Source organism: Streptomyces sp. NBC_01261 (assembly GCF_036226385.1).
Lineage (GTDB): Bacteria > Actinomycetota > Actinomycetes > Streptomycetales > Streptomycetaceae > Streptomyces.
On the sequence record NZ_CP108463.1, the window covers coordinates 5618726 to 5640788 of the forward strand.

A 22063-nucleotide genomic window follows, 5' to 3' on the forward strand; every position below is an offset into this window, starting at 1 on the left:
GGGTGGACGGGTGGACGGGTGGACGGGTGGGCGGTCAGAGCTTGGTGACGTCCAGGTCGCCCTCGGCGTACCGCCTGCGCAGCACCTTCTTGTCGAACTTGCCGACGCTCGTCTTCGGGACCGACTCGATGATCGTCCAGCGTTCGGGGAGCTGCCACTTGGCGATCTTTCCCGCGTCGGCGAGGAAGGCGCGCAGGGACTCGAAGTCGGCGGTGGAACCCTCCCGCAGGACGACGGTCGCCAGCGGACGCTCACCCCACTTCTCGTCCGGTACGGCGACCACGGCGGCCTCGGTGATGTCCGGGTGGGACATCAGGGCGTTCTCCAGGTCGACGGAGGAGATCCACTCGCCGCCGGACTTGATGACGTCCTTGGCGCGGTCGGTGAGGGTGAGGAAACCGTCGGCGGAGATCGTGCCGACGTCACCCGTCTTCAGCCAGCCGTCCTCGCTGAACTTGTCGGCGGGGCGCAGGGGTTCGGCGTCCGGGCCGTTGTAGTAGGCGCCCGCGATCCACGGACCGCGCACCTCCAGCTCGCCCGCCGACTCGCCATCGAAGGGCAGCCGTTCGCCGCCGGGGCCGGTGAGGCGGGCCTCGACGCTCGCCGGGAAACGGCCCTGGGTCAGCCGGTACTCCCACTCCCGGTCGGTGCCGACCGCCTCGGCCGGCGGGCGCGAGACCGTGCCGAGCGGGGAGGTCTCCGTCATGCCCCAGGCGTGGCAGACCCGCATGCCGAGCTTGTCGAAAGCTGCCATGAGGGCGGGCGGGCAGGCCGAACCGCCGATGGTGACCTGGGTGAGCGAGGAGACGTCGCGGGGCTTCGCGGTCAGTTCGGCGAGCAGGCCCTGCCAGATGGTGGGCACGGCCGCCGCGTGCGTGGGGCGCTGGCTCTCGATCATCTCTGCGAGCGGGGCGGGCTGCAGGAAGCGGTCCGGCATCAGCATGTTCACGCCGGTCATGAAGGTGGCGTGGGGCAGGCCCCAGGCGTTCACATGGAACTGGGGGACCACGACCAGCGAGGTGTCCTGGTCCGTGAGTCCCATCGACTGGGTCATGTTGACCTGCATGGAGTGCAGGTAGATCGAACGGTGGCTGAACATCACGCCCTTGGGGTCGCCCGTGGTCCCGGAGGTGTAACACATCGCGGCGGCCTGGCGTTCGTCCAGTTCGGGCCAGTCGTACGTGGTCGGCTTGCCGGCGATGAGGTCCTCGTACTCGTGCACGCGCGCGTGGGCGCCGTCGAGGGGGGTGCGGTCGCCGGGGCCGGAGACGACGATGTGCTCGACCGTCGGCAGCTTGGGCAGCAGCGGTGCGAGCAGCGGGATCAGCGAGCCGTTGACGATCACCACCCGGTCCGCCGCGTGGTTGACGATCCAGGCCAACTGCTCCGCCGGAAGACGGAGGTTGAGAGTGTGCAGCACCGCGCCCATGGCGGGGATCGCGAAGTAGGCCTCGACGTGTTCGGCGTTGTTCCACATGAACGTGGCCGTGCGCTCGCCGTCCACCACGCCCAGGTCCTCGCGCAGGGCGTGCGCCAGTTGGGCCGAGCGGGCACCGACCTCCGCGAAGGAACGGCGCTGCGGCTCTCCCTCACCGGTCCAGCTGATCACCTGCGATGTTCCATGGACCGTCGACCCGTGGGTCAGGATCCTGGAGATCAGCAGCGGTACGTCCTGCATGGTGCTCAGCACGGCGTCCTCCCGGGGCGACATTGCCTACGCGGTAGTAAGGGATGCGCTGATTCTGCGCACATACCGCACGGTATGTCACTAGGGGCGGGTGATCGATCACGTCACCTTGCCAGGCGGGAGGTTTCATGGCCGACTTCGACGACGGCCGGGTGACTTGAATCTGATGCCTTGATGGCCTGATGGCCTGATGTCTTGATGCCTCAGTGCCTTGATGCCTCAGTGCCTTGATGCCTCGGGTGCCTTGACGCCTTGACGCCTTGGTGCCCTGATGCCTTGGTGCGCTGATCCCCTGATGCGCTGATGCCCTGATGCCCGACTGGCCTCCGGCGGGCTGACCTCAGCGGGCGACAACCAGCTCGGGGTCCTCGCGCAGCTTGCCGAGCGCCCGCGACACCGCCGACTTCACCGTGCCCACGGACACCCCGAGCACCTCGGCCGTCTGGACCTCGCTGAGGTCCTCGTAATACCTGAGGACGACCATCGCCCGCTGCCGCTCCGGCAGCTTCGCGATCGCCCGCCACATCGCGTCGTGCAACGCCTGCTGCTCGGCCGGATCCTCCGCGCCGCCGACCGTCTCCGGCTCGGGCAGCTCGTCGCACGCGAACTCGTCGACCTTCCGCTTGCGCCACTGCGAGGTCCGCGTGTTCAGCAGCGCGCGACGGACATAACCGTCCAGGGCGCGGTGGTCCTCGATCCGCTCCCAGGCGACATACGTCTTGGTCAGCGCGGTCTGCAACAGGTCCTCCGCGTCACACGGATTCGCCGTCAGCGACCGCGCGGTGCGCAACAGCACGGGCTGCCTGGCCCTCATGTACGACGAGAACGAGGGGTACGTGACCGCCTGGGCCCGAGCCTGCCCCGGGGCCGGGGTCCCGGTCGAGGACTGGACCTGAGACTGGGGTTGGGGTTGGGGCTGGGGTTGGGACTGAGGTTGGGGTTGAGCCTGGGTCTGCGTGGCCCGCGCGGCGGGCCGGGTGACTGTCCGCGTGGCAGGCCGTGCGGCCGGCCTGGGTGCGGGCCGGGTGGCAGACCTGGTGGCGGCTCCGGCGGCGGCCCGTGCGGCGGCGTTCGACGCGCTGGTGCAGACTGCTGTGGTCATGTCTCCACGCTATGAGTGACCCCCACACCTCCGGATCGGCCGCAGGTCCCGAAGCAGACTCCGCCTCAGGTTGTAGGGGTGGGGCTGGCTCCACCTCCTGAAGGTGGACGAGCGCCTGACATGTACTGCGGGTTTACCCCTGGGGGTCACCCGTCTGAGGTATGAGGGGTGGGGGCGGTAGGGGTGGTGGGGCTGTTGAGGCGGCAGGGGTTTTGAGAGCGGCCGGGGTGGCGGGGGTGGCCGGGTCTGCGAGGGCGGTGGAGGTCACCGGGGCCGTGAGGGCTGTGGCGGTCGCCGGGGCCGTAAGGGCTGTGGCGGTTGCGGGAACTGCGGGGCTGGTGGAGGCCGCCGGAGCCGCAAGGCCGATGGAGGTCACCGAGGCGGTCAGGCCGGCGGCAGTCGCCCGAGCTGCGCGGCCGGTGGAGGCGGCAGGGGCGGCAGGGGCGGCAGGGGCTGTTGCGAAGCCGACAGGATTGGCTGGCGCGGCAAGACCTGCAAGAGCTGCTGCCAAGACGACCGGGGTCGCCGGAGCCGCAAGGCCGTTAGAGATCGCCGAGGTGGAAAGGTCGGCGGCAGTCGCCGGAACTGTGGCGCCGATGGAGATCCCCGGGGTGGCAAGGGCAGCGGAGGCTGCTGCCAAGCCGTCAGGTGTCACTTGCGCAGCAGGAACTGCTGCCGAGGCGGCCAGGGTCGTCGGAGGCTCAAAGCCAGCAGACTCTGCTGCGAAGCCGGCCGGGGTCGCAGATCCCGCAAGGGCGACGGGAGTTGCTGCCAGCTCGGCCGGGGGCGCCGGAGCCGCGAGGGTCGCAGAGGCTGCCGCGAAGGCGGCCGGGATCCCAGGCCCCGCAAGGACGGCAGGAGTTGCTGCCAAGGAAGCCGGAGCCACAGGCCCCGCAAGGCCGGCAGGGGCTGCTGCCAACTCGGCCAGGGGCGCCGGAGCCGTAAGGACGGCGGAGGCTGCCGCGAAGGCGGCCGGGGGCACAGGCGCCGCGAGGCCGGTGAGTACCAGCCCCGACGTGGGCACCCCTGTCCCCGCCGTCACCAGAACCCGCTCGGCTCCCGGTATCTGGTTCACGGCCGTGCCGCGCAGCTGGCGGACCCCTTCCGCGATGCCGTTCATCCCGTGGAGATACGCCTCCCCCAGCTGGCCTCCGTGCGTGTTGATCGGCAGTCGCTCCTCGGCCACGAAGTCCGCCGCCTCCCCCTTTCCGCAGAACCCGAACTCCTCCAGCTGCATCAGCACGAACGGCGTGAAGTGGTCGTACAGGATCGCCACGTCCATGTCCTCCGGGCCCAGCCCCGCCGTCCGCCACAACTGCCGCGCGACCACGCCCATCTCCAGCAGGCCGGTCAGATCGTCGCGGTAGAAACTGGTCATCTGTTCCTGCGCCCGCCCGGCACCCTGCGCCGCCGCCGCTATGACCGCGGGCGGACGCGGCAGGTCGCGGGCCCGCTCCACCGACGTGACGACGATCGCCTGGGCCCCGTCCGTCTCCTGGCAGCAGTCCAGCAGCCGCAACGGCTCCACGATCCACCGCGACGCCGCGTGCTCGGCGAGGGTGATCGGTCTGCCGTGGAAGTACGCCGCCGGGTTCGTCGCCGCGTACTTGCGGTCGACCATCGCCACCTGTCCGAACACCTCCGGCGTCAGCCCGTAGGTGTGCAGATACCGCTGCGCCGCCATCGCCACCCACGACGCCGGTGTGAGCAGCCCGAACGGCAGCGCCCAGCCGAGCGCCGCGCCCTCCGCCGACGGCTCCCGGTGCGTCACCCCCGAGCCGAATCTGCGCCCCGACCGCTCGTTGAAGGCGCGGTAACAGACCACCACCTCCGCGACCCCCGCCGCCACCGCCAGCGCCGCCTGCTGGACGGTCGCGCAGGCCGCGCCGCCGCCGTAGTGGACCCGGGAGAAGAAGGACAGCTCACCGATCCCGCAGGCCTGGGCCACGGTGATCTCCGGGTTGGTGTCCATCGTGAACGTGACCATCCCGTCCACGTCCGCCGGCCTCAGCCCCGCGTCGTCCAGCGCGGCCCGCACCGCCTCCACGGCCAGCCGCAGCTCACTGCGCCCCGAGTCCTTGGAGAACTCCGTCGCCCCGATCCCGACGATCGCCGCCTGCCCACCCAGCGTGTCGCGGGTACGGGTGCTCATTTCCCGGCCTCCCTCGTCCTCGGCACGGTGACCGTGACCGTGCCGGTCACATGCCTGCCGACGCCGTTCGCCCCGAGCACCCGCACGGTCGCGGTGTCGCCGTCCGTCTCCTCGATCCGCCCCGTCAACACCATCGTGTCGCCGGGGTAGTTGGGCGCACCGAGCCGTATGGCCACCTTGCGGAGGACCGCTCCCGGTCCGAAGTGGTCCGTGATGTACCGCCCCACCAGGCCGTTCGTCGTCAGGATGTTCATGAAGATGTCGGGGGAGCCCTTCTGCCGCGCCGCCTCCGCGTCGTGGTGCACGTCCTGGTAGTCCCGCGAGGCGACGGCTCCGGCGACGATCAGGGTCCGGGTGATCTCGATCTCCAGCGGGGGCAACTCCTCACCTGCCCTCATGACCGCACCTCCTCACTCACGATCAACTCCCCCAGTTCTTGCAGTACTTGGCCTCCGCCACCCAGGTACGCGTCCAACTGCCGGCCCCAGAGAAAGTGCCGGTGCACCGGATGGTCCAGGTCGGCCCCCGCCCCGCCGTGCAGATGCTGACCCGCGTGGACGACACGCTGGCCCGCCTCGGACGCCCACCAGGCGGCGGTCAACGCGTGCGTGGCGTACGGCAGCCCCGCGTCCCGCCGCCAGGCCGCCTCGTACGCCGTCACCCGTATCGCCTCGATGTCCATGTGCGCGTCGGCCGCCCGGAGTTGGACCGCCTGCCGCGTCGCCAACGGGCGCCCGAACTGCTCCCGGGCATTCACATGCGCCACAGCCCGAGCGAGCGAACCGGCACACACCCCGGCCTGCAACCCGGCGAAGGCGGTACGGGCGGTAGCCAGAACGTCGGCGTAGGGGGAGGGAGTCGAGGAGCCCGGGCGGGGCAGGAGCGGCTCGGCCTGGCCACCGAGGTCAACGCCCGCCGCGCCCAGCCGCTCCGCCGATGCCCCGTCCAACGTCAGTCGCCCCGCCGACCAAGGTGCCGTCAGCTCGACCGCCTCGACGCGCGCGGCCTCCGTGACCGGGGTCAGCCACAACCCCCGCTGATCGTCGGCGACAAGGACATGCGTGGCATCCCGCAGCCAGGGGACGACGGGGATCGTGCCGGTCAACTCCCCTCGCGTGGAAGCCTGTTCGTCCTGACCCTGTTCAACTTCCCCTCGCACTTCGCTCGCCCGTACACCCCCCTGCGCCGGAAACGCCCCGCACACCACCACCGACCCGTCCTCGATCCCCGGCAACAGCCGCTCCCGCTGCTCGGGCGAACCATGCGCCGTCACCGCCAGCAGCCCGTACACGCAGGTCGACGCGAAGGGCACCTGGGCCGTCGTCCGCCCCTGCTCCTCCAGGAGCAGGACCAGGCCGAGCAGGCCCAACTCCTCGATGGCGCCCACCAGTCCGGCCGCGCACAGGGCCTTCCACAGTTCGGGATCGCTGTCCGTCCCGGCCGCCGTGAGCCGCTCGGGTGTCGCGAGGTCGCCGAAGATCCGGGTGGCGAGATCACGGGCCGCCGCCTGCTCCTCCGTGGGTGTGAAGTCCATGTCAGCCCACCTCGTCCTCTCGGCCTTCCTGGACCCGGAAGACGGGGAGCACCAACGGGCCGGCCTCGTCGCCGGACCCCTGCGGTTCGTCGTACCGCCGGAATTCGAGCCGCACCGGCAGCCCGATGCGGACCTTGTCGTACGGCACCCCCACTACGTTGCTGACGATCCGCACGCCCTCGGCGAGTTCGATGAGTCCGACCGCGTAGGGAGGATCGAAGGCGGGGAAGGGCGGGTGGTGCATCACCACATACGAGTAGACGGTCCCCTCCCCACTCGCCTCGACCGTGTCCCAGTCCAGGCCGCCGCAGGCGTTGCAGCCCGGCAGCCAGGGGTGGCGCAGCGTCTCGCAGTTCGTGCAGCGCTGGATGAGGAGTTGGTGCTGCTCCACGCCCTCCCAGAAACCGGCGTTGTCCCGGTTGACGACGGGCCGGGGCCGCCGCGCGCGGGCTCCCTTCCCCTCCCGTTTCCCCTCCCGATTCGCCTCCTCCTTCTCCTTCGCCTTCTCCTTCTGGCGTGCGGGGGCGTACTTGAGGATGCGGAAGCGGTGGGTGCCGACGAGGTCCAGTCCCACCCGGACGTCCATGCGTGTCGTGACGAAGTACCCCGTGCCCAGCTTCGTCGTCTTGCGGTCCGACACCGACTCGATCACCGCGTCGAACGTGACCTCGTCGCCCGGCCGCAGGGGTCGTAGGTACTCCTGCTCGCAGTCGGTGGCGACCACCGAGGTGCAGCCCGCCGCGTCGAGGAGGTCGAACAGCTCGTCGTAGGCCTCCGTGCGTCCCGTGTGGCCGGAGAGGCCGCCCATGGTCCAAGCCTGGAGCATGGTGGGCGGCGCGACGGCGTCCGGGCCCGCGTACGCCGGATCGGTGTCGCCCATGGCCTCGCACCAGTGCCTGATCATCGGCTCGTTGACGGGATCCCTGCCCCGGCCCGCGACGGCCGCAGCCCGCCCCTCGTACGTCCTGAGCCGCGCCCCCAGTTCGTCGACCACTGTGCTCACCTCCGCCCCCTCGTCATCCCGAGCCGCATCGTCGCGACGATCTCCCGCTGCACCTCGCTCACCCCGCCCCCGAACGTGTTGATCTGCGCCGCCCTGTTCAACCGCTCCAGCTCGCCGTCCCCGAAAGCGCCCGGCGAGCCCGAACGCACCAGTCCTGCCAGTCCCGCCGGTCCGTCCGCCCCGGCGATGTGCTGACATATCTGGTACACCGCGACCGTCGATTCGGTTCCCACGACTTTCACGCCGCTCGCGTCGCCGGGGGCCAGCCGGCCCGCCCCGACATCACCCACCAAACGCCAGTTGAGCAGGCGCGTTGCCGCCAGCCGGGCGTGTGCCTCGGCCAGCTGTGAGCGCACCCACGGCTCGTCAACCCGGCGCCGCCCCGTCACCGGATCGGGCGTGCGGGCGGCGGTCAGCACCGCGGCGTAGAACTCCTCGGCCTGCATTCCGGTCGCGGCGAGGGCGACCCGCTCGTGGTTGAGCTGGTTGGTGATGAGGGACCAGCCCTCGTTCTCCGCGCCGACGAGGTTGCCGGCCGGGACGCGGACCCCGTCGTAGTACGTGGCCGTCGTCCGCTGCCCGCCGACGGTCTCGATCGGGGTCCACGAGAAGCCGGGCGCGTCGGTCGGGACGAGGACGATCGAGATGCCGCGGTGCTTGGGTGCTTCGGGGTCGGTGCGGCAGGCGAGCCAGATCCAGTCGGCGTTGTGGGCGTTGGAGGTGAAGATCTTCTGCCCGTCGATCAGCCAGCCCCGCTCGTCGCGTACCGCGCGCGTCCGCAGGGACGCGAGATCCGTGCCGGCCGAGGGTTCGCTGTAGCCGATCGCGAAGACGAGTTCCCCGCGCAGGATGCCCGGCAGGAGGGCGGCCTTCTGTTCCTCGCTGCCGTACTTCATGAGGGTCGGTCCGACGGTGTTCAGGGTGACCATCGAGACGGGCGCGCCCGCGCGGTAGGCCTCGTCGAAGAACACGAACTGCTCGTCCGCGCCCCGCCCTTGACCGCCGTACTCGACCGGCCACCCGAGTCCGAGCCAGCCGTCGCCGCCGATCCGGCGCAGCAGGGCCCGCTGGCCCTGGGGGTCGTCCGCGCCGGGTGGTCCGTCCGGCATCAACTCGGCGAAGTACGAGCGGAGTTCGGCGCGCAACCGCCGCTGGCGGGGGGTGGGGGCGAGGTGCACGGCGGCGGACCTCCGGGGCGACGTGGGTGTCGTGGGCGTCGTACGGACGAGGGTTTCTGACTGTCCGTCAGATGCCGTGCACTGTCAAGGTCGGTTCCGGAGAAGGGAGATCACGGAAAAACGTCTGCGCGGCGGTGCCGTGGCACCACCGCGCAGACGCGTCACAACCCCGGAGAGCACACCTCACACACCCCCGCGCATCCCCACGCGGAAGTCGGGCGCGGCTACCAGAAGTTGGCGAAGTTGACGGCGACGTTCTCGTTTCCCTGGTTGATGGCGGTGAACGCGGACCCGTTGACCTGGGCGGTGTTGCTCTGGTTCGAGGCCCCCGAGCCGACCGCCTGCTGCTGTGTGGTGGACGAGTTGCCCTTGTTGTCGTGCCCGACCCCGCTCCCGCTGACGGTCGCCACACCGGCGTTCGATCCGTTGCCCGCGATGGCGCCGTTGTCCGCCGCCGCGACGCCGGTGAAGAGGGCGGCTGCCAGCGGGAGGGCGGAGACGGCGGCGATGACGCGGGCGGTACGGATGCTTGCCATGTTGTTCCTCCAGAACAGGTTGCGTACGGCTTCGTAGCCGGACGCACATGAAGTACGGCTTCTACCAGGGCAGTTGGCCGACCGCCTCGGTGTTGTGCACGACGTCGCGGAACCAGAGTTGCCCACCGAATCCCCGGCGAACCAGACCGGAAGCGGTTATTCCCCCTGAAGCGTGATGACAAGTCGATAAACCCCTTCACCTACCTTCAAGCCGCAGTTCAGGGCAGTACGGACAGCCCGCCCCAGGCGCCCCAAGGGGCGAAGCGTTCCGCCAGATTTCCGGCCAATCCGCCCGCGTCGGCGAGTCGCCGCCTCCCCCTCTTCCCTTTTTCGAACACTCGTACGAACATGGAGGTATGGCCACCACAGACCGGCAGGCCACGACGCTGGCCCTCGCACACGCCCTGTCAGCCGCCGAACGCGGACTGGCCGTGATCCCCCTGTCCCGTACGAAACTCCCGGCCCTGCGCTCCCCGCACCGCGACGACCCGTCGCCCCCGGCGGGCGAGGCGGGCACGGTGAACCCGGCGGGCCCGCGCTGCCACGGCGAGTGCGGACGCCTCGGCCACGGGGTGTACGACGCCTCGACCGACCCGACGCGCATCCGCGAACTGTTCGCCGCCGCCCCCTGGGCCACCGGCTACGGCATCGCGTGCGGACTGCCGCCGCACCACCTGATCGGCATCGACCTCGACACCAAATCCGGCACGGACTCCTCGTCCGCCCTGCGCGAACTCGCCCTCCGCCACCTGTTCACGATCCCCGAGACCGTCGTCGTCCTGACCCCCAGCGGCGGCCGGCACCTCTGGCTCAGCGGCCCGCCCGACGTGGTCGTCCCCAACTCCGCGAGCCGGCTCGCCCCCGGCATCGACATCCGCGGCGCCGGCGGCTACCTGGTGGGCCCCGGCTCCCGCACGGACCACGGCCTCTACGGCGCCGCCCCGGCCACCGCCCACCTGGCCCCGGCCCCCTGCCCACCCTCGCTGCTGCGCCTCCTGCTCCCCCCACCCCGCACGGACCACCCCACGCCCACCTCGACCGGCCAACACGGCCAGGGCCTGGTCCAGTTCGTCCTCGCCGCCCACGAGGGCCAACGCAACACCCGCCTCTTCTGGGCAGCCTGCCGCGCCTACGAGAACGACATCGGCCCGGCGCTGATCGACCCCCTGGTCGAGGCGGCCCTCGGCACGGGGCTGTCGGAACGGGAGGCCCGGGCGACGATCGCCTCGGCGGCCCGGATGACGGGGCATCGGCCGTAAGCCCGGTCCGCAACACCCGTAAGAAAGACATGCGTAAGGGGTGTCCTCCATGGAGGACACCCCTTACAGACACCGCGGTGGGTGTGGGATTTGAACCCACGGTCACATCGCTGCGACGACGGTTTTCAAGACCGTTCCCTTAGGCCGCTCGGGCAACCCACCTGCGCACACGCCCACCAGGGACGGAGCGGGTACAGCGTACCGGCACCGTGGGGTTCGCGGGTGGCGTGGTCCGGCTTCGTCGGCCAGGGTCGGCTACTCCGCCGCCCCATCCGAGAAGTCGTACACAGCCCAATCGCTGATCCGGACATACCCGAGCCGTTGGTAGAGGGCGTTGCTGGTCGGGTTGCCCGGGTCCGTGAAGAGGACGACCTCCTTCGCGCCCGTGGCCAGGGCGGCTCTCGTCACCTCGGTCGTCACGGCGGCGGCGTAGCCGCGGCCACGGAGGTGGGGCGGGGTGTAGACGGGGTCCACGCGGACCATGTCGCCGATCCTCGCGGTTGAGCCGGCGATGGAGACCGGGGTGCCGTCCGCGGTCTCCCAGAAGGTGAAGTGTTTGTCCGCGAAGCGGGTGTCGGCCCAGGAGGTGGGGAGGACCTCGTCCACGGCGGCGGCGAACTCGTGGCACCAGTGGACGACTTGGGCGTGCTCCTCCTCGCCGGCGACCCGGGCGTGGCCCTCCGGGAACGGTTCCGGAGGAGTGAGGGTGCCGAGTCGGTACAGGTGGAGGCGGACTCGGAGTTTCGACGTCGCGCCGGTGTGCCGTTGCCATGCCTCCGCGAAGGCCGTCGCGGTGTTCTGGTCCGCCGTGACGTAGGGCAGGGAGTGCCCGAGGGCCGCCAAGTGGGCGGCAAGGCCGTCGGCCTGCTCGGGGGTGAGGGGGGTGGGGGCCAGGCCGCGGGACGGGAGGCGGTAGAAGGTGGCGTCGACCTTGCCCGCTCGTTCCAGTCGGCCGAACAGGGTGGCTCCGTCGCCGTATTCGGCCGACCCGCGCGTGCGCAGTCTCTCCATCACTGTCAACGGCGAGGTGTGCAGGGCCGGGCGCGAACGCAGGAACTCCCCGCCTCCGGCGAGGAAGTCGTCCAGGTCTTCCGTGAGGTGCCAGTCATCCGGTCGCATGGTCCATGATTTCCCGTGCTGTCGGCGTGCGCCCGTGATTTGCTCAGCGATCCTCGCCGAGTACGCGGGCACCCCGCCGACCGGCACGTCACGTCCTCCCTACGGCCGCTGCATCACCCGGTCCACCAAGGCGTTCACGGCGACGTACGACCGCTGTTCGTCCGTCGTCCCGCCCGCCGTGCGCCGATCGTGCATGCCGAGGTAGCGGTACGTCTTCGCGTCGAAGACCAGGACCGTGCCGCACTTCGCCCAGGGGGTTCCGGCGGGTCCCACGTACTGGAAGCCGATGCCCACGCGGCCGTTCGCGTCCTTCTGGTGGGGCAGGACCTTGATGCCGGGGACGGTGGCGAGCGCCTCGTAGGCCGCGTAACGGTGCACCGAGTCGGCGTGGCGGTCGAGGAGCACGGCGAATGCCTCGGGCTTCTCCCACGACCGTTCGATCACCGAGGCGTCGCTGTCCTGCGCCACGCTGACGCCTGGTCCGACGGTCATCGGGACTCCTCTCGTCCTCGCGAACACGCTGATGAAGATTGGGCTTTCACCCGTACTTCGCCGCAGGGAGGAATCCAGTTCCCGACTCGGGGTCCGCGAGTCGGGGTCCCAAGTCGAGGTCCCGAGTGGCGTTCAGCCGCATGCACACGCGCGTGGAGGACGAGAAACGATCGGGCCGGGCAAGGATTCCCTTGCCCGGCCCGCCGGTTGAGCGTCTTCGTCCGGCGCTAGGTCAGCTGTCGCCGACCCTCGACCCCAGGGTCAGGTCGGTCGTGTGCTCCGAACCGCCGCGCTTGTACGTGATCTTGACCTTGTCGCCCGGCTTGTGGGTCCAGATCTCGCCGATGAGGGTCGGGCCGCTGTCGATCACCGAGTCGTCGAGCTTGATGATGACGTCGCCGGCCTTGAGGCCCGCCTTGGCGGCGGGGCCGCCCGCCTCCACCGAGGAGGAGCCGCTGACGCCCTCGGCGGTGATCGTCGCTCCGGAGGTGCTGTCCTCCAGCGAGACGGAGGCGCCGATCTTCGCGTACACCGGCTTGCCGGTCTTGATCAGCTGCTGGGCGACGTACTTCGCCTGGTTGATCGGGATGGCGAAGCCCAGGCCGATCGAACCGGACTGGCTGGTGGAGCCGAGGCCGCCGCTGCTGGTCGACTGGATCGCCGAGTTGATGCCGATGACCGAGCCCTGCGCGTCGAGCAGCGGGCCGCCCGAGTTGCCGGGGTTGATCGAGGCGTCGGTCTGCAGGGCGCTCATGTAGGACGCCTTGCTGGTGGAGCTGCCGTCGCTGGAGGCCACGGGGCGGTTCTTGGCGCTGATGATGCCCGTGGTCACCGTGTTGGACAGTCCGAAGGGGGCGCCGATCGCGATCGTCTCGTCGCCGACGGCGATCTTGTCCGAGTCGCCGAGGGCGAGCGGCTTCAGGTTGCTGGGGGCGTTCTTGAGCTTGATAACCGCGACGTCGTAGCCCTGGGCGTGGCCGACGATCTCGGCGTCGTACTTCTTGCCGTCCGGGAAGGTCGCCGTGAGCTTGCCGCCGTCGACCGCGTCGGCGACGACGTGGTTGTTGGTGACGATGTGGCCCTGGGTGTCGAACACGAAGCCTGTGCCCGTGCCGCCCTCGCCGCTGGTGCTCTCGGCCTCGATGGTGACCGTGCTGGGCAGGGACTTGGCTGCGACGCCCGCGATGGTGCCCGGGTCGCGCTTCACGGAGGCGCTGCTGCCGGTGTCGGCGGAGACGGTGGTGGAGTTGCTGTTGTCGTCGTTGTCCTTGGCCAAGGTGTACCCGAGGCCACCGCCCAGGCCGCCGGCAACCAGCGCGGCGATCAGTACGGCGGCGATCAGGCCGCCGCGTCCGCCACCGGGCTTCTTGGGCGCGGGCTGCTGGTACGGCGTGCCCCAGCCGCCACCGGCACCGGCGCCGTCACCTCCGTAGCCGTCGCCCCCGTATCCGCCGACGCCCTCGCCGCCGTACGCGCCCGCGCCCGCGCCGCTGTCGGCGTACGACGGGGTGGCGGGCGGCGGGGGCGGCCAGGCGGCGTCGGGAGCGGATCCCGGGCCCTGCTGGGGCGCTCCGGCGTACGCCGGAGCGGGACCCGCGTGCAACGTGTCCTGCGGGGCGCCCGGAGGCACCGGCGGGAGCTGCGTCGTCGGCGCGCCCCCCTCGGCCGCGGCCGCCTGCGGGGAAGCTGCGGGAGATTCCACCGGCACAGGAGGTGCAGACGGGGCCGGGGGTACCTCAGTGCCCTCGTTCTCGGTGCTCACAGCTCTTCTCCTCGGTCCACGGCTGTTGTTCTCGGAAGCATGCGGTCACACTCTTCACGCTTGTCGATCGGTCCGGCGCGAAACAGCTGTGCATGTGCTTTTGTATGCCGTCAGCTTTTCCCACCGGCCGTCAGAGCACCATAAGCGGTGCCTGTGCGTTCATGGCGAACCTTTATAAGGGACCTGTCGGGCTAACAAGACATAGCCCCTATGAGCCGTCCACGACCCTTCGGTTCCACGCCTTCCCCGTCACGGTGGCACCATGACGCGGTGACCCTCGCACGGCAGCACCGGATCCAAGTCGTCGCCCACCGCGGAGCCTCCGAAGAGGCCCCCGAGCACACCCTCGCCGCCTACAAGAAGGCGATCGAGGACGGCGCGGACGCCCTCGAATGCGATGTACGGCTGACCGCCGACGGCCATCTCGTCTGTGTCCACGACCGCCGCGTCAACCGCACGTCGAACGGGCGCGGGGCGGTCTCGGCACTGGAGCTCGCCGATCTGGCCACCCTGGACTTCGGTTCGTGGAAGGGTCGCGACTCCCGTACGACGCGGGACGAGGAGCCCGACTGGGAGCACCTCCCGGAGGACCGAGAGGACACCTCCGTGCTCACCCTGGAGCGGCTGCTCGAACTCGTCGCGGACGCGGGCCGGCGGGTGGAGCTGGCGATCGAGACAAAGCATCCGACGCGCTGGGCGGGCCAGGTCGAGGAACGGCTGCTGGTGCTCCTGAAGCGCTTCGGCCTGGACGCCCCGGCCACCGCCGAAGACTCCCCGGTACGGGTCATGAGCTTCTCGGCGCGCTCGCTGCACCGGGTGCGGGCGGCCTCCCCGACGCTGCCGACGGTCTACCTGCTGCAGTTCCTCTCGCCCCGCCTGCGGGACGGTCGACTTCCGGCCGGTGTCCGGATCGCAGGCCCCTCGATCCGGATCGTGCGCAATCACCCTGCGTACATCGAGCGGCTGAAAACCGCCGGTCACCAGGTGCACGTGTGGACGGTCAACGAGCCCGAGGACGTGGATCTCTGCGTTGACCTGGGCATTGATGCCATCATCACCAACCGGCCGGGGGCCGTTCTGAGCCGGCTCGGCCGAGCACGGTAAACAACCTCATAAAGACCGCCAAACACCCCTTGACCCGGCCACCTCACCTGCACCATCCTCCAAACCCGGCCACACCGTCGAAAACAAGCCACTCAGCTACAGGGAGTGCACCGGCGCGTTCGGTCCGTGTTCGATCGTTGCGAATGCGTCACTGAACGTGGATTGGCCGGTTTCCGGTACAGGCCAATGGGGCATCCACACCGTGGCGTGGGGCGAAGGAGGTCTCGGGGGTGGCGTTGGTGGTGGCACAGGAGGTGCCCACGTCGTCGAGCATGGCCGTGTCCCATGGCCCTGCGGGCGTGGGACAAGCAAGACATCGCATGCGCGACCAGCTGCGCACGGGCGGTGTGTCGGAAGCGGTCATCGACGACGCCGTACTGATCCTCTCCGAACTGCTGAGCAACGCGTGCAAGCACGGCCGGCCCCTGGGCGACGCCCTGGCCGGTGACGGCGACGTCCGGTGCGCCTGGCGCGTGGACACGGGCGGCCGGCTCACGGTCGAGGTGACGGACGGCGGCGGCCCGACCCGCCCGGCCCCGGCCACCCCGTCGGTGACGGCGCGCGGCGGACGCGGCCTGAACATCATCACCGCGCTGGCCGACGACTGGGGCGTACGGGACGACACCCGGGGCGAGGTTACGGTGTGGGTCGTCGTACAGGACGAGGTGCATGATCCGGATGCCGGGCACCGACGCGACGACTTCGCTACGCGCGTCACGGCTCCCACGGTGTCGGCGATCCCCCGGCTGGAGTTCGCGGACGCGTTCGACGACCTGGACTGACCCGCCGGCCCGTACCTGTCCACGTCGCCCGTACCCGCCCGCGTCGCCCACCGGCCGCCGTCCGCACCCGCCGGGTTGTCCACAGGCTCCCGTCGGTCATGGCGTGAACGGCTAGGCTCCCGCCCGTACGAGACGAGCCGTAACCGGGAGACACCCACGATGGCCAAGAAGCGCCCCCAGACCACGGCCAAGCGGCCGCAGCTCAGCGACGCGGAGGTCCCGGTCGTCGGTGCCCGCGAGCCCTGCCCCTGCGGCAGCGGCCGCCGCTACAAGGCCTGCCACGGCCGGGCCGCCGCCCACGCGGTGACCGAGCTGGTGCAGCGCCCCTTCGAGGGGCTGCCCGGCGAGGGCGACTGGGTGGCGCTGCGCGAGCTGGTGCCCGCGGCCACGGTCGCGCTGCCGCTGAAGGGCGGTCTCCCCGAAGGGGTCCCGTCGGTCACGCTCGCCACGGTGCTGCCGATGGCCTGGCCGGCCCTGCGCCGGGACGACGGCTCGGTGCTGCTCGGCCTGCAGAACGACACGGCCTCCGGCGACATCAGCCGCGACCTCGCCGACACCCTCCAGCGCGCGCTGGTCGCCGAGCCGGGCACTCCGGTGCAGGCCCGCCGCGCCCCGGCCGAGGGCCCGCGACTGCAGGATCTGCTCGACCCGGAAGGCACGTTCGAGCCAGTTGTGCACCCGGGCTTCGAATTCTGGGTCCCGGAGGCGGAGAACGCGGCGCCGGAGGTGACCGCCTCCCTGGAGCGCGCCAACGCCGCCGCCATCCCGACCGTGAAGCTCCAGGGCGTGGACGCCGCGTACTGGTGCGAGACCCCGGACAAGAACCATCTGCGCTGGGTCATGCCGTACCCGGAGGAGCAGCTTCTGGACGGACTCGCCCGGCTGCACGCCGCGGGCCGCTCCGGTCTCGGCGAGGGCACCCGTCTCGTGGGGTCCTTCCGTGCTCACGGGCTGACCGTGCCCGTCTGGGACCTGCCGAGCGGGCTCGGCGCGGACGACATCGAGAAGCCGGCCGCCGAGTTCGCCGAGCGCCTCACCGCCGCGCTGGCCACGGAGACACCGCTCACCGCGGACGAGCGCCGCGCGCGGGGCGGCCTCACCAACCGGCAGGTCACGCTGAGCTGACACCCGGAATGGGCCAAGGGTTCGACTGAACGACGGTTCAGCCGCAACAGGCCTGTTCACTCCGGTGACTCCTGTCACAACTCCCCGTTGTGAAAGGGAAGTCGGTGTCCGAATAGCCGAGATCGAATTTGCTAACCGCCGATCTCTTGTTACCGTTCGAGTAGCCCGGTTGCTGGTGCATCCCCCGTCGCCAGCAACCGGGTCTTTTCATGCCCGGCCCGTGTGTACGGAACGATGTCGTCCGTCAACTCGCGGTAGGCGCTGAGGAGTTGCTCCCCGAGCGCAGCAACAGCGGCCCGCTCCCGTTCCGCCCCGCGAACTCCGCCACGGCCGTGTAGGCCGCCAGCTCGCCCTGTGTCCGCTCCCGGGGTGTCTCGCACAGCGCGGGCTCGTCCTCGGCCGCCACGACGCAGTGCATCCGCACGGTGCGGTCCGCCGGACCCATGAGGCTCAGCACCGAGTCCAGGTCGTCGCCGGTCGCGTTCCGGTAGTAGGTGCGCGCCCAGGTGTCCTCACCCTGCGTCATGACACAGGTCTGCGCCTCGATGCCGTCGGGGGAGGAGAGCTCGGGTCCGCAGCGGGCCGCCGTAGCCAGCCCCAGGCCGAGCGTCAGCGGGGAGCGGGCCGGAGAGGGCGCGACGGAGGGCGCCTTGGCGTCGCCTTCGGAGGAGCCGGAGGAATCCGAGGAGTGGACCAGGGACCGTACGACCGCGTGACCCTCGTCGCGTACGGGTCCCGCGGACGCCACGGCCAGCGGCAGCGCGACCGCGCACACCGCGACGCCCACGAGGGCGAGCAGACGAAGGTTCATACAGCGGAAGATAACGACCAACTACGGGCGCCTTGTCCCGCGCACGCCCGACACCCCTACAACTCGGGCGCGCTCACACCCGTACGAGTGAGGGCCTCGACCACGGCGTCGACCACGGCCTCGACGTCGGGCACCCAGGGCGAGGACGAGCCGGGCAGTGGTGCGCGCTCCCAGCGGATCTGGCCCTGGCCGGTCTCGGAGGGGGGCAGGGCGAGATAGCCGCCCTCGCCGTGGAAGCGGAGCGAGCCGGGGACGTGGTCCTTGGCGTAGAGCAGCTCGCCCAACTGCTCCAGGGAGTACGGCTTGACGAGCAGCGACCAGCGGGTCGGCGCGGCGACGACCGGGCCGAGGCGCATGCCCTGGCGGTCGAGCGCGGCGAGGGCCTGGGAGGCCGCGGGTGCGGGCAGGCTGACCGCGCAGGGAGCCTTGTCGCCGGTGGCGAGGACGATCGGCGCGGCGGGCCGGTTGCCCCACCACCAGCGCACCATGCGGGCGTCGGTGGTGGCCGCGAGGAGGCCGGGATCGAAGGGGTGTGCACCGGGCACCGTGCAGTCGGGGTCCGGACAGCCGCAACGGGCCCGGCCCTGAGGGTCCGGTGCCACGCCCGGGAGTACGGGCCATTGCCATTCTGTCGCGAAGGTCAGGGCCGCGCTGAGCATCTCAGACCTCCTGTTGTCTCGCCTGGACAGGAGCCTGCGTCGCTTTCCGAGGATCTCGCGCATGAGCGCTCGTTCCTTTCCGTTGCACCGCTGGCAACACCGAGGACCACATCACATCATGTGTCGATCACTTCACTGTGCGTACCTGTTGGCGCATCACACCCCTGCCTTCGGCAAGGGGAACCCGTGCGTGCTTGAAAAGCATGGGTGTGGCGATTGGGGGTGGCGAAGTCTGGCGTTTTGCCGTCCCGCGTAGTTCTCTCCGCCTCCACCACGGGAGGATGGGTCACGATCGTCGGTGGTTAAGACGCCCGGGTCCTTCACCAGGTTCCGGGTGGCCCCCAGCCACCCCTGGCCTTCTCCGAGTACGTACCCATCACGACCGCTGTGACGCTCCGTCGAGCAAACCCAGTCGACCGCAATGGACCGTCCCCTGATGCAGTTTTAAGCCAACTTTGCCAATCCGCAAGGGGAGAGCGAAATAGCACCCGTAAACCCATGGACACCAGGAATCCCGGCAGGACAATGCTGGACATCCCCTCACGAGTGCGTGTACATGTGGAGACACTGCCAGCAGCGCAGAATGACATGGGGGTTTGCGATGCTTTTGAGCAATACGCACCGGTCGGAAAGCCGGACGCCATGAACGCCCCGCACCCTCCGAAAGTGGCTGGAATCGATTCAACGGTTCCCTCGCCCGCACAGACTGTCGCGCCCGCGCCTGCCGCCACCGATACCCCTCCGGGCCCCTCCTCGAACACCCAGAACACGCCTGACACCGCTCCTAACGCGCCAGGTGCCCTGCTCCAGGACCGGCTCGCCGGCTGGGTGTCCGATCTCACGACCCTCCATGAACTCACGGAGCGGCTGGCACGCACGGACGCACTCGACGAAGCACTCCAGGAGCTGCTGCGCGCCGGAGCCGCCCTGGTGGGCGCCCGCCGCGGACTCGTCGTCCTGGAACCCGGCGACGGCCTGGGCCCCGCCACCACCATCGGCCTCGGCCTCGCCCGCTCCGACCTCGGCCACATCGAGACCGTCCCGCGCGGGGCGATGTCCTACGGCCAGCTCCTCGACAGCCCTGTCGACGCCCCGGGGGGCGAGGGCGGCGAGATCGTCCACCCCGACCTGTTCGCCGAGGACGCCCTCGACCCGCGCCACCGCGAGGTCGCCGTACGCCTCGGCTACGCGGCCAGTTACGCGCTGCCCCTGGCGACCGACGCGGCCGGACGCCTGGGTGCCGCCGTGTGGCTGTACGACGAGCCCGCCGAGCCGGTCGAGCGGCAGCGCCACCTCGTGGGTCTGTACACCCGGTACGCCACCGAGCACCTGGCCCGGGTCCTCGAAGTCGAGCGCACGCGCGCGTGCATGACGACCATCGCCGAGGAGCTGCTGCCGTCCCGGCTCCCCCGCGTGGCCGGTGTGCAGCTCGCCGCCCTGCACCGCACGGGTCCGCGCGGCGGCGGCGACTGGTACGACGCGCTGCCGCTGCCCGATGCCGCGCTCGGCCTCGCGGTCGGCTCGGTGACCGGCTCCGGGCCGAGCGCGATCGCCGCGATGGGCCGGCTCCGCGCGTCCCTGCGGGCGTACGCGGTGATGGAGGGCGAGGACCCGGTCGCGGTCCTGTCCGACCTCGAACTCCTCCTGAGACTCACCGAGCCCGCCCGCTCGGCCACCGCCCTGTTCGCCTACTGCGAGCCCGCGCTGCGCAAGATCACCCTGGCCGGCGCCGGACACAGCCCGCCCCTCCTGGTCGGCGAGCGGCGCACGGAGTTCGTGGAGACCTCCGTGTCCGCGCCCCTGGGCATGCTCGCCTGCTGGGAGGCGCCGAGCGTGGAGCTGGAGGCGGAGGCCGGCGAGACCGTGCTGCTCTACACCGACGGGCTGCTGCACCGCACCGGCGACCCCATGGACCGCGCCTTCGCCCGCCTGCACGCGGCGGCCGCGAGCGTCCCCAAGGCGCTGCGCGAGGACCCGGCCGCGATCGCCGACCACGTGCTGCGGACGGTCCTGCCGGACGGCCTCGACACGGCCGACAGCGACGAGGACGTCGTCCTCCTGGCGGCTCGCTTCGAGTAGTCGCCGGACAGCCATGTGTAACAGGCCATACGGCCCTGGGCCCCCTTCCGTACGACCGTACGATGGACGGGGTCCAGTGCCGTATCTAGGAGGATGACCGTGGCCGACGAGCTCAATCCGGAGACCCCGGAAGCGGAGCCTGAAGAGCCCATCAAGAAGCGGAAGAACGGCTTGTACCCCGGCGTGTCCGACGAACTCGCAGACAGCATGAAGTCCGGCTGGGCCGACACCGAGCTGCACGACCTGCGGCCCGTCGAGCAGGCCGAGGACACCGCCCGCCGCCGTGCCGCGCTCTCCGCACGCTTCCCGGGCGAGCGCCTGGTGATCCCGGCGGGCAACCTGAAGACCCGCTCGAACGACACCGAGTACCCCTTCCGGGCGTCGGTCGAGTACGCGTACCTGACCGGCAACCTCACCGAGGACGGCGTCCTCGTCCTGGAGCCGGCCGCCGAGGGCCACAAGGCGACGATCTACCTCCTGCCGCGCTCCGACCGCGAGAACGGCGAGTTCTGGCTCTCCGGCCAGGGCGAACTGTGGGTCGGCCGCCGCCACTCCCTCACCGAGGCCGAGCAGCTCTACGGCATCCCCGCCTCCGACGTCCGCGAACTGGCCGCCGCCCTGCGCGAGGCCACCGGCCCCGTGCGCGTCGTCCGGAGCTACGACGCCGGCATCGAGGCCGCGCTGACCGACAAGGTCACCGCCGAACGCGACGAGGAACTGCGGGTCTTCCTCTCCGAAGCACGCCTGGTCAAGGACGAGTTCGAGGTCGGCGAGCTGCAGAAGGCCGTCGACTCGACGGTCCGCGGCTTCGAGGACGTCGTGCGCGTGCTCGACAAGGCCGAGGCGACGAGCGAGCGCTACATCGAGGGCACGTTCTTCCTCCGCGCGCGCGTGGAGGGCAACGACATCGGCTACGGCTCGATCTGCGCCGCGGGCCCGCACGCCACCACCCTGCACTGGGTGCGCAACGACGGCCCGGTCCGCTCCGGCGACCTGCTCCTCCTGGACGCCGGCGTCGAGACGCACACCCTGTACACCGCCGACGTGACGCGCACACTGCCGATCAACGGCCGCTTCACCGAGGTCCAGAAGAAGGTCTACGACGCCGTCTACGAGGCCCAGGAAGCCGGCATCGCGGCGGTGCAGCCGGGCGGCAAGTACCGCGACTTCCACGACGCGGCACAGCGCGTGCTGGCCGAGAAGATCGTCGAGTGGGGTCTTGTCGAGGGTCCCGTGGAGCGCGTCCTGGAGCTGGGCCTCCAGCGCCGGTGGACGCTGCACGGCACGGGTCACATGCTCGGCATGGACGTCCACGACTGCGCCGCCGCGCGGACCGAGACGTACGTCGAGGGCACCCTGGAGCCCGGCATGGTCCTCACGGTGGAGCCCGGCCTGTACTTCCAGGCGGACGACCTCACCGTCCCCGAGGAGTACCGCGGCATCGGCGTCCGCATCGAGGACGACATCCTCGTCACCGAGGACGGCAACCGGAACCTGTCCGACGGCCTGCCCCGCACCTCGGCCGAGGTCGAGAGCTGGATGGCGTCTCTCAAAGGCTGACAGTCGATGACTGCCAGCTGATACAAGACTGATGGCCGGGCACACCTGCTGTGCCCGGCCATTCGTGTGCCGATCGCATGCCCAGGGGGAGGCTTTTTTCATGAACGTGCCTAGGGGGA

At 70.6% G+C, this 22063-nt stretch carries 18 protein-coding genes, 1 tRNA gene and 1 pseudogene; 6 read left to right on the forward strand and 14 right to left on the reverse strand.

The window, feature by feature from the left end:
• Positions 1-34: 34 nt before the first annotated feature.
• From OG226_RS24760 to OG226_RS24795, 8 genes and pseudogenes are all read right to left on the reverse strand, one after another.
• Positions 35-1711, reverse strand: coding sequence for a long-chain fatty acid--CoA ligase (locus tag OG226_RS24760; RefSeq protein ID WP_329350064.1), 1677 nt, complete (start codon positions 1709-1711; stop codon positions 35-37).
• Between the two features lie 316 nt (positions 1712-2027).
• Positions 2028-2501 (reverse strand): SigE family RNA polymerase sigma factor, encoded by a 474-nt coding sequence (locus tag OG226_RS51600; protein WP_443044793.1) that lies wholly within the window; start codon positions 2499-2501, stop codon positions 2028-2030.
• A gap of 1285 nt (positions 2502-3786) precedes the next feature.
• Positions 3787-4941: pseudogene (locus OG226_RS24770) on the reverse strand (lipid-transfer protein); the annotation flags it as partial.
• Positions 4938-5339, reverse strand: coding sequence for a MaoC family dehydratase (locus OG226_RS24775; RefSeq protein WP_329350066.1), 402 nt, complete (start codon positions 5337-5339; stop codon positions 4938-4940). The pseudogene OG226_RS24770 and the gene OG226_RS24775, both read right to left, overlap by 4 nt.
• Complete coding sequence (locus OG226_RS24780; protein ID WP_329350067.1) at positions 5336-6475, reverse strand: acyl-CoA dehydrogenase family protein; 1140 nt, start codon at positions 6473-6475, stop codon at positions 5336-5338. Before OG226_RS24780 ends, OG226_RS24775 begins: the two co-directional genes overlap by 4 nt.
• Position 6476: 1 nt before the next feature.
• Positions 6477-7478 (reverse strand): bifunctional MaoC family dehydratase N-terminal/OB-fold nucleic acid binding domain-containing protein, encoded by a 1002-nt coding sequence (locus OG226_RS24785; protein WP_329350068.1) that lies wholly within the window; start codon positions 7476-7478, stop codon positions 6477-6479.
• Positions 7475-8656, reverse strand: a complete 1182-nt coding sequence (locus OG226_RS24790; protein ID WP_328681638.1) for an acyl-CoA dehydrogenase family protein — start codon at positions 8654-8656, stop codon at positions 7475-7477. Before OG226_RS24790 ends, OG226_RS24785 begins: the two co-directional genes overlap by 4 nt.
• Before the next feature lie 224 nt (positions 8657-8880).
• Entirely contained in the window at positions 8881-9192 is a 312-nt protein-coding gene (locus OG226_RS24795; protein ID WP_019055045.1) for a hypothetical protein, read from the reverse strand.
• A 356-nt stretch (positions 9193-9548) separates the two neighbouring features.
• Here OG226_RS24795 and OG226_RS24800 point away from each other — a divergent pair, with 356 nt between their 5' ends.
• Positions 9549-10451, forward strand: coding sequence for a bifunctional DNA primase/polymerase (locus OG226_RS24800; RefSeq protein ID WP_328681635.1), 903 nt, complete (start codon positions 9549-9551; stop codon positions 10449-10451).
• A gap of 75 nt (positions 10452-10526) precedes the next feature.
• Here OG226_RS24800 and OG226_RS24805 read toward each other — a convergent pair.
• From OG226_RS24805 to OG226_RS24820, 4 genes are all read right to left on the reverse strand, one after another.
• Positions 10527-10613 (reverse strand) — tRNA-Ser (locus OG226_RS24805).
• 93 nt (positions 10614-10706) lie between these two features.
• Positions 10707-11570, reverse strand: coding sequence for a GNAT family N-acetyltransferase (locus OG226_RS24810; RefSeq protein WP_329350069.1), 864 nt, complete (start codon positions 11568-11570; stop codon positions 10707-10709).
• Positions 11571-11669: 99 nt separating this feature from the next.
• The gene (locus OG226_RS51605; protein ID WP_443066909.1) at positions 11670-12062 is read right to left on the reverse strand and encodes a hypothetical protein; all 393 of its coding nucleotides are present in this window, start codon (positions 12060-12062) and stop codon (positions 11670-11672) included.
• Between the two features lie 232 nt (positions 12063-12294).
• Positions 12295-13824 carry a S1C family serine protease gene (locus tag OG226_RS24820; RefSeq protein WP_329350070.1) on the reverse strand — a complete coding sequence of 510 codons (1530 nt, stop codon included), beginning with the start codon at positions 13822-13824 and terminating at the stop codon, positions 12295-12297.
• A gap of 270 nt (positions 13825-14094) precedes the next feature.
• Between OG226_RS24820 and OG226_RS24825 the strand changes: the two genes are divergently transcribed.
• The 3 genes from OG226_RS24825 to OG226_RS24835 all read left to right on the forward strand — a co-directional run bounded on the left by OG226_RS24825 (position 14095) and on the right by OG226_RS24835 (position 16835).
• Positions 14095-14928 carry a glycerophosphodiester phosphodiesterase gene (locus tag OG226_RS24825; protein WP_329350071.1) on the forward strand — a complete coding sequence of 278 codons (834 nt, stop codon included), beginning with the start codon at positions 14095-14097 and terminating at the stop codon, positions 14926-14928.
• Between the two features lie 230 nt (positions 14929-15158).
• Positions 15159-15710: an ATP-binding protein gene (locus OG226_RS24830; RefSeq protein WP_443044790.1), complete on the forward strand. Its 552-nt coding sequence runs from the start codon at positions 15159-15161 to the stop codon at positions 15708-15710.
• Between the two features lie 159 nt (positions 15711-15869).
• Positions 15870-16835, forward strand: a complete 966-nt coding sequence (locus tag OG226_RS24835; protein WP_328681628.1) for a DUF5926 family protein — start codon at positions 15870-15872, stop codon at positions 16833-16835.
• Positions 16836-17079: 244 nt separating this feature from the next.
• On the opposite strand, the gene OG226_RS24840 is transcribed toward OG226_RS24835, so the two are convergent.
• Both OG226_RS24840 and OG226_RS24845 read right to left on the reverse strand, forming a co-directional pair.
• Positions 17080-17646, reverse strand: coding sequence for a hypothetical protein (locus tag OG226_RS24840; protein ID WP_329350072.1), 567 nt, complete (start codon positions 17644-17646; stop codon positions 17080-17082).
• A 56-nt stretch (positions 17647-17702) separates the two neighbouring features.
• Entirely contained in the window at positions 17703-18368 is a 666-nt protein-coding gene (locus OG226_RS24845; protein WP_328681623.1) for a bifunctional DNA primase/polymerase, read from the reverse strand.
• A 462-nt stretch (positions 18369-18830) separates the two neighbouring features.
• On the opposite strand from OG226_RS24845, the gene OG226_RS24850 reads away from it, so the two are divergent.
• Positions 18831-20384, forward strand: a complete 1554-nt coding sequence (locus OG226_RS24850) for a PP2C family protein-serine/threonine phosphatase (protein WP_329353497.1) — start codon at positions 18831-18833, stop codon at positions 20382-20384.
• 93 nt (positions 20385-20477) lie between these two features.
• Positions 20478-21944 carry an aminopeptidase P family protein gene (locus OG226_RS24855; RefSeq protein WP_328681621.1) on the forward strand — a complete coding sequence of 489 codons (1467 nt, stop codon included), beginning with the start codon at positions 20478-20480 and terminating at the stop codon, positions 21942-21944.
• The last annotated feature ends 119 nt before the right edge of the window (positions 21945-22063 follow it).

What these genes read in the sequence shown, in the direction of transcription:
- OG226_RS24760 (WP_329350064.1), bottom strand. Translation starts at nt 1,711, where the DNA reads ATGTCGCCCCGGGAGGACGCCGTGCTGAGCACCATGCAGGACGTACCG.
- OG226_RS51600 (WP_443044793.1), bottom strand. Translation starts at nt 2,501, where the DNA reads ATGAGGGCCAGGCAGCCCGTGCTGTTGCGCACCGCGCGGTCGCTGACG.
- OG226_RS24775 (WP_329350066.1), bottom strand. Translation starts at nt 5,339, where the DNA reads ATGAGGGCAGGTGAGGAGTTGCCCCCGCTGGAGATCGAGATCACCCGG.
- OG226_RS24780 (WP_329350067.1), bottom strand. Translation starts at nt 6,475, where the DNA reads ATGGACTTCACACCCACGGAGGAGCAGGCGGCGGCCCGTGATCTCGCC.
- OG226_RS24795 (WP_019055045.1), bottom strand. Translation starts at nt 9,192, where the DNA reads ATGGCAAGCATCCGTACCGCCCGCGTCATCGCCGCCGTCTCCGCCCTC.
- OG226_RS24800 (WP_328681635.1), top strand. Translation starts at nt 9,549, where the DNA reads ATGGCCACCACAGACCGGCAGGCCACGACGCTGGCCCTCGCACACGCC.
- OG226_RS24810 (WP_329350069.1), bottom strand. Translation starts at nt 11,570, where the DNA reads ATGCGACCGGATGACTGGCACCTCACGGAAGACCTGGACGACTTCCTC.
- OG226_RS51605 (WP_443066909.1), bottom strand. Translation starts at nt 12,062, where the DNA reads ATGACCGTCGGACCAGGCGTCAGCGTGGCGCAGGACAGCGACGCCTCG.
- OG226_RS24835 (WP_328681628.1), top strand. Translation starts at nt 15,870, where the DNA reads ATGGCCAAGAAGCGCCCCCAGACCACGGCCAAGCGGCCGCAGCTCAGC.
- OG226_RS24840 (WP_329350072.1), bottom strand. Translation starts at nt 17,646, where the DNA reads ATGAACCTTCGTCTGCTCGCCCTCGTGGGCGTCGCGGTGTGCGCGGTC.
- OG226_RS24845 (WP_328681623.1), bottom strand. Translation starts at nt 18,368, where the DNA reads ATGCGCGAGATCCTCGGAAAGCGACGCAGGCTCCTGTCCAGGCGAGAC.
- OG226_RS24850 (WP_329353497.1), top strand. Translation starts at nt 18,831, where the DNA reads ATGCTGGACATCCCCTCACGAGTGCGTGTACATGTGGAGACACTGCCA.
- OG226_RS24855 (WP_328681621.1), top strand. Translation starts at nt 20,478, where the DNA reads ATGACCGTGGCCGACGAGCTCAATCCGGAGACCCCGGAAGCGGAGCCT.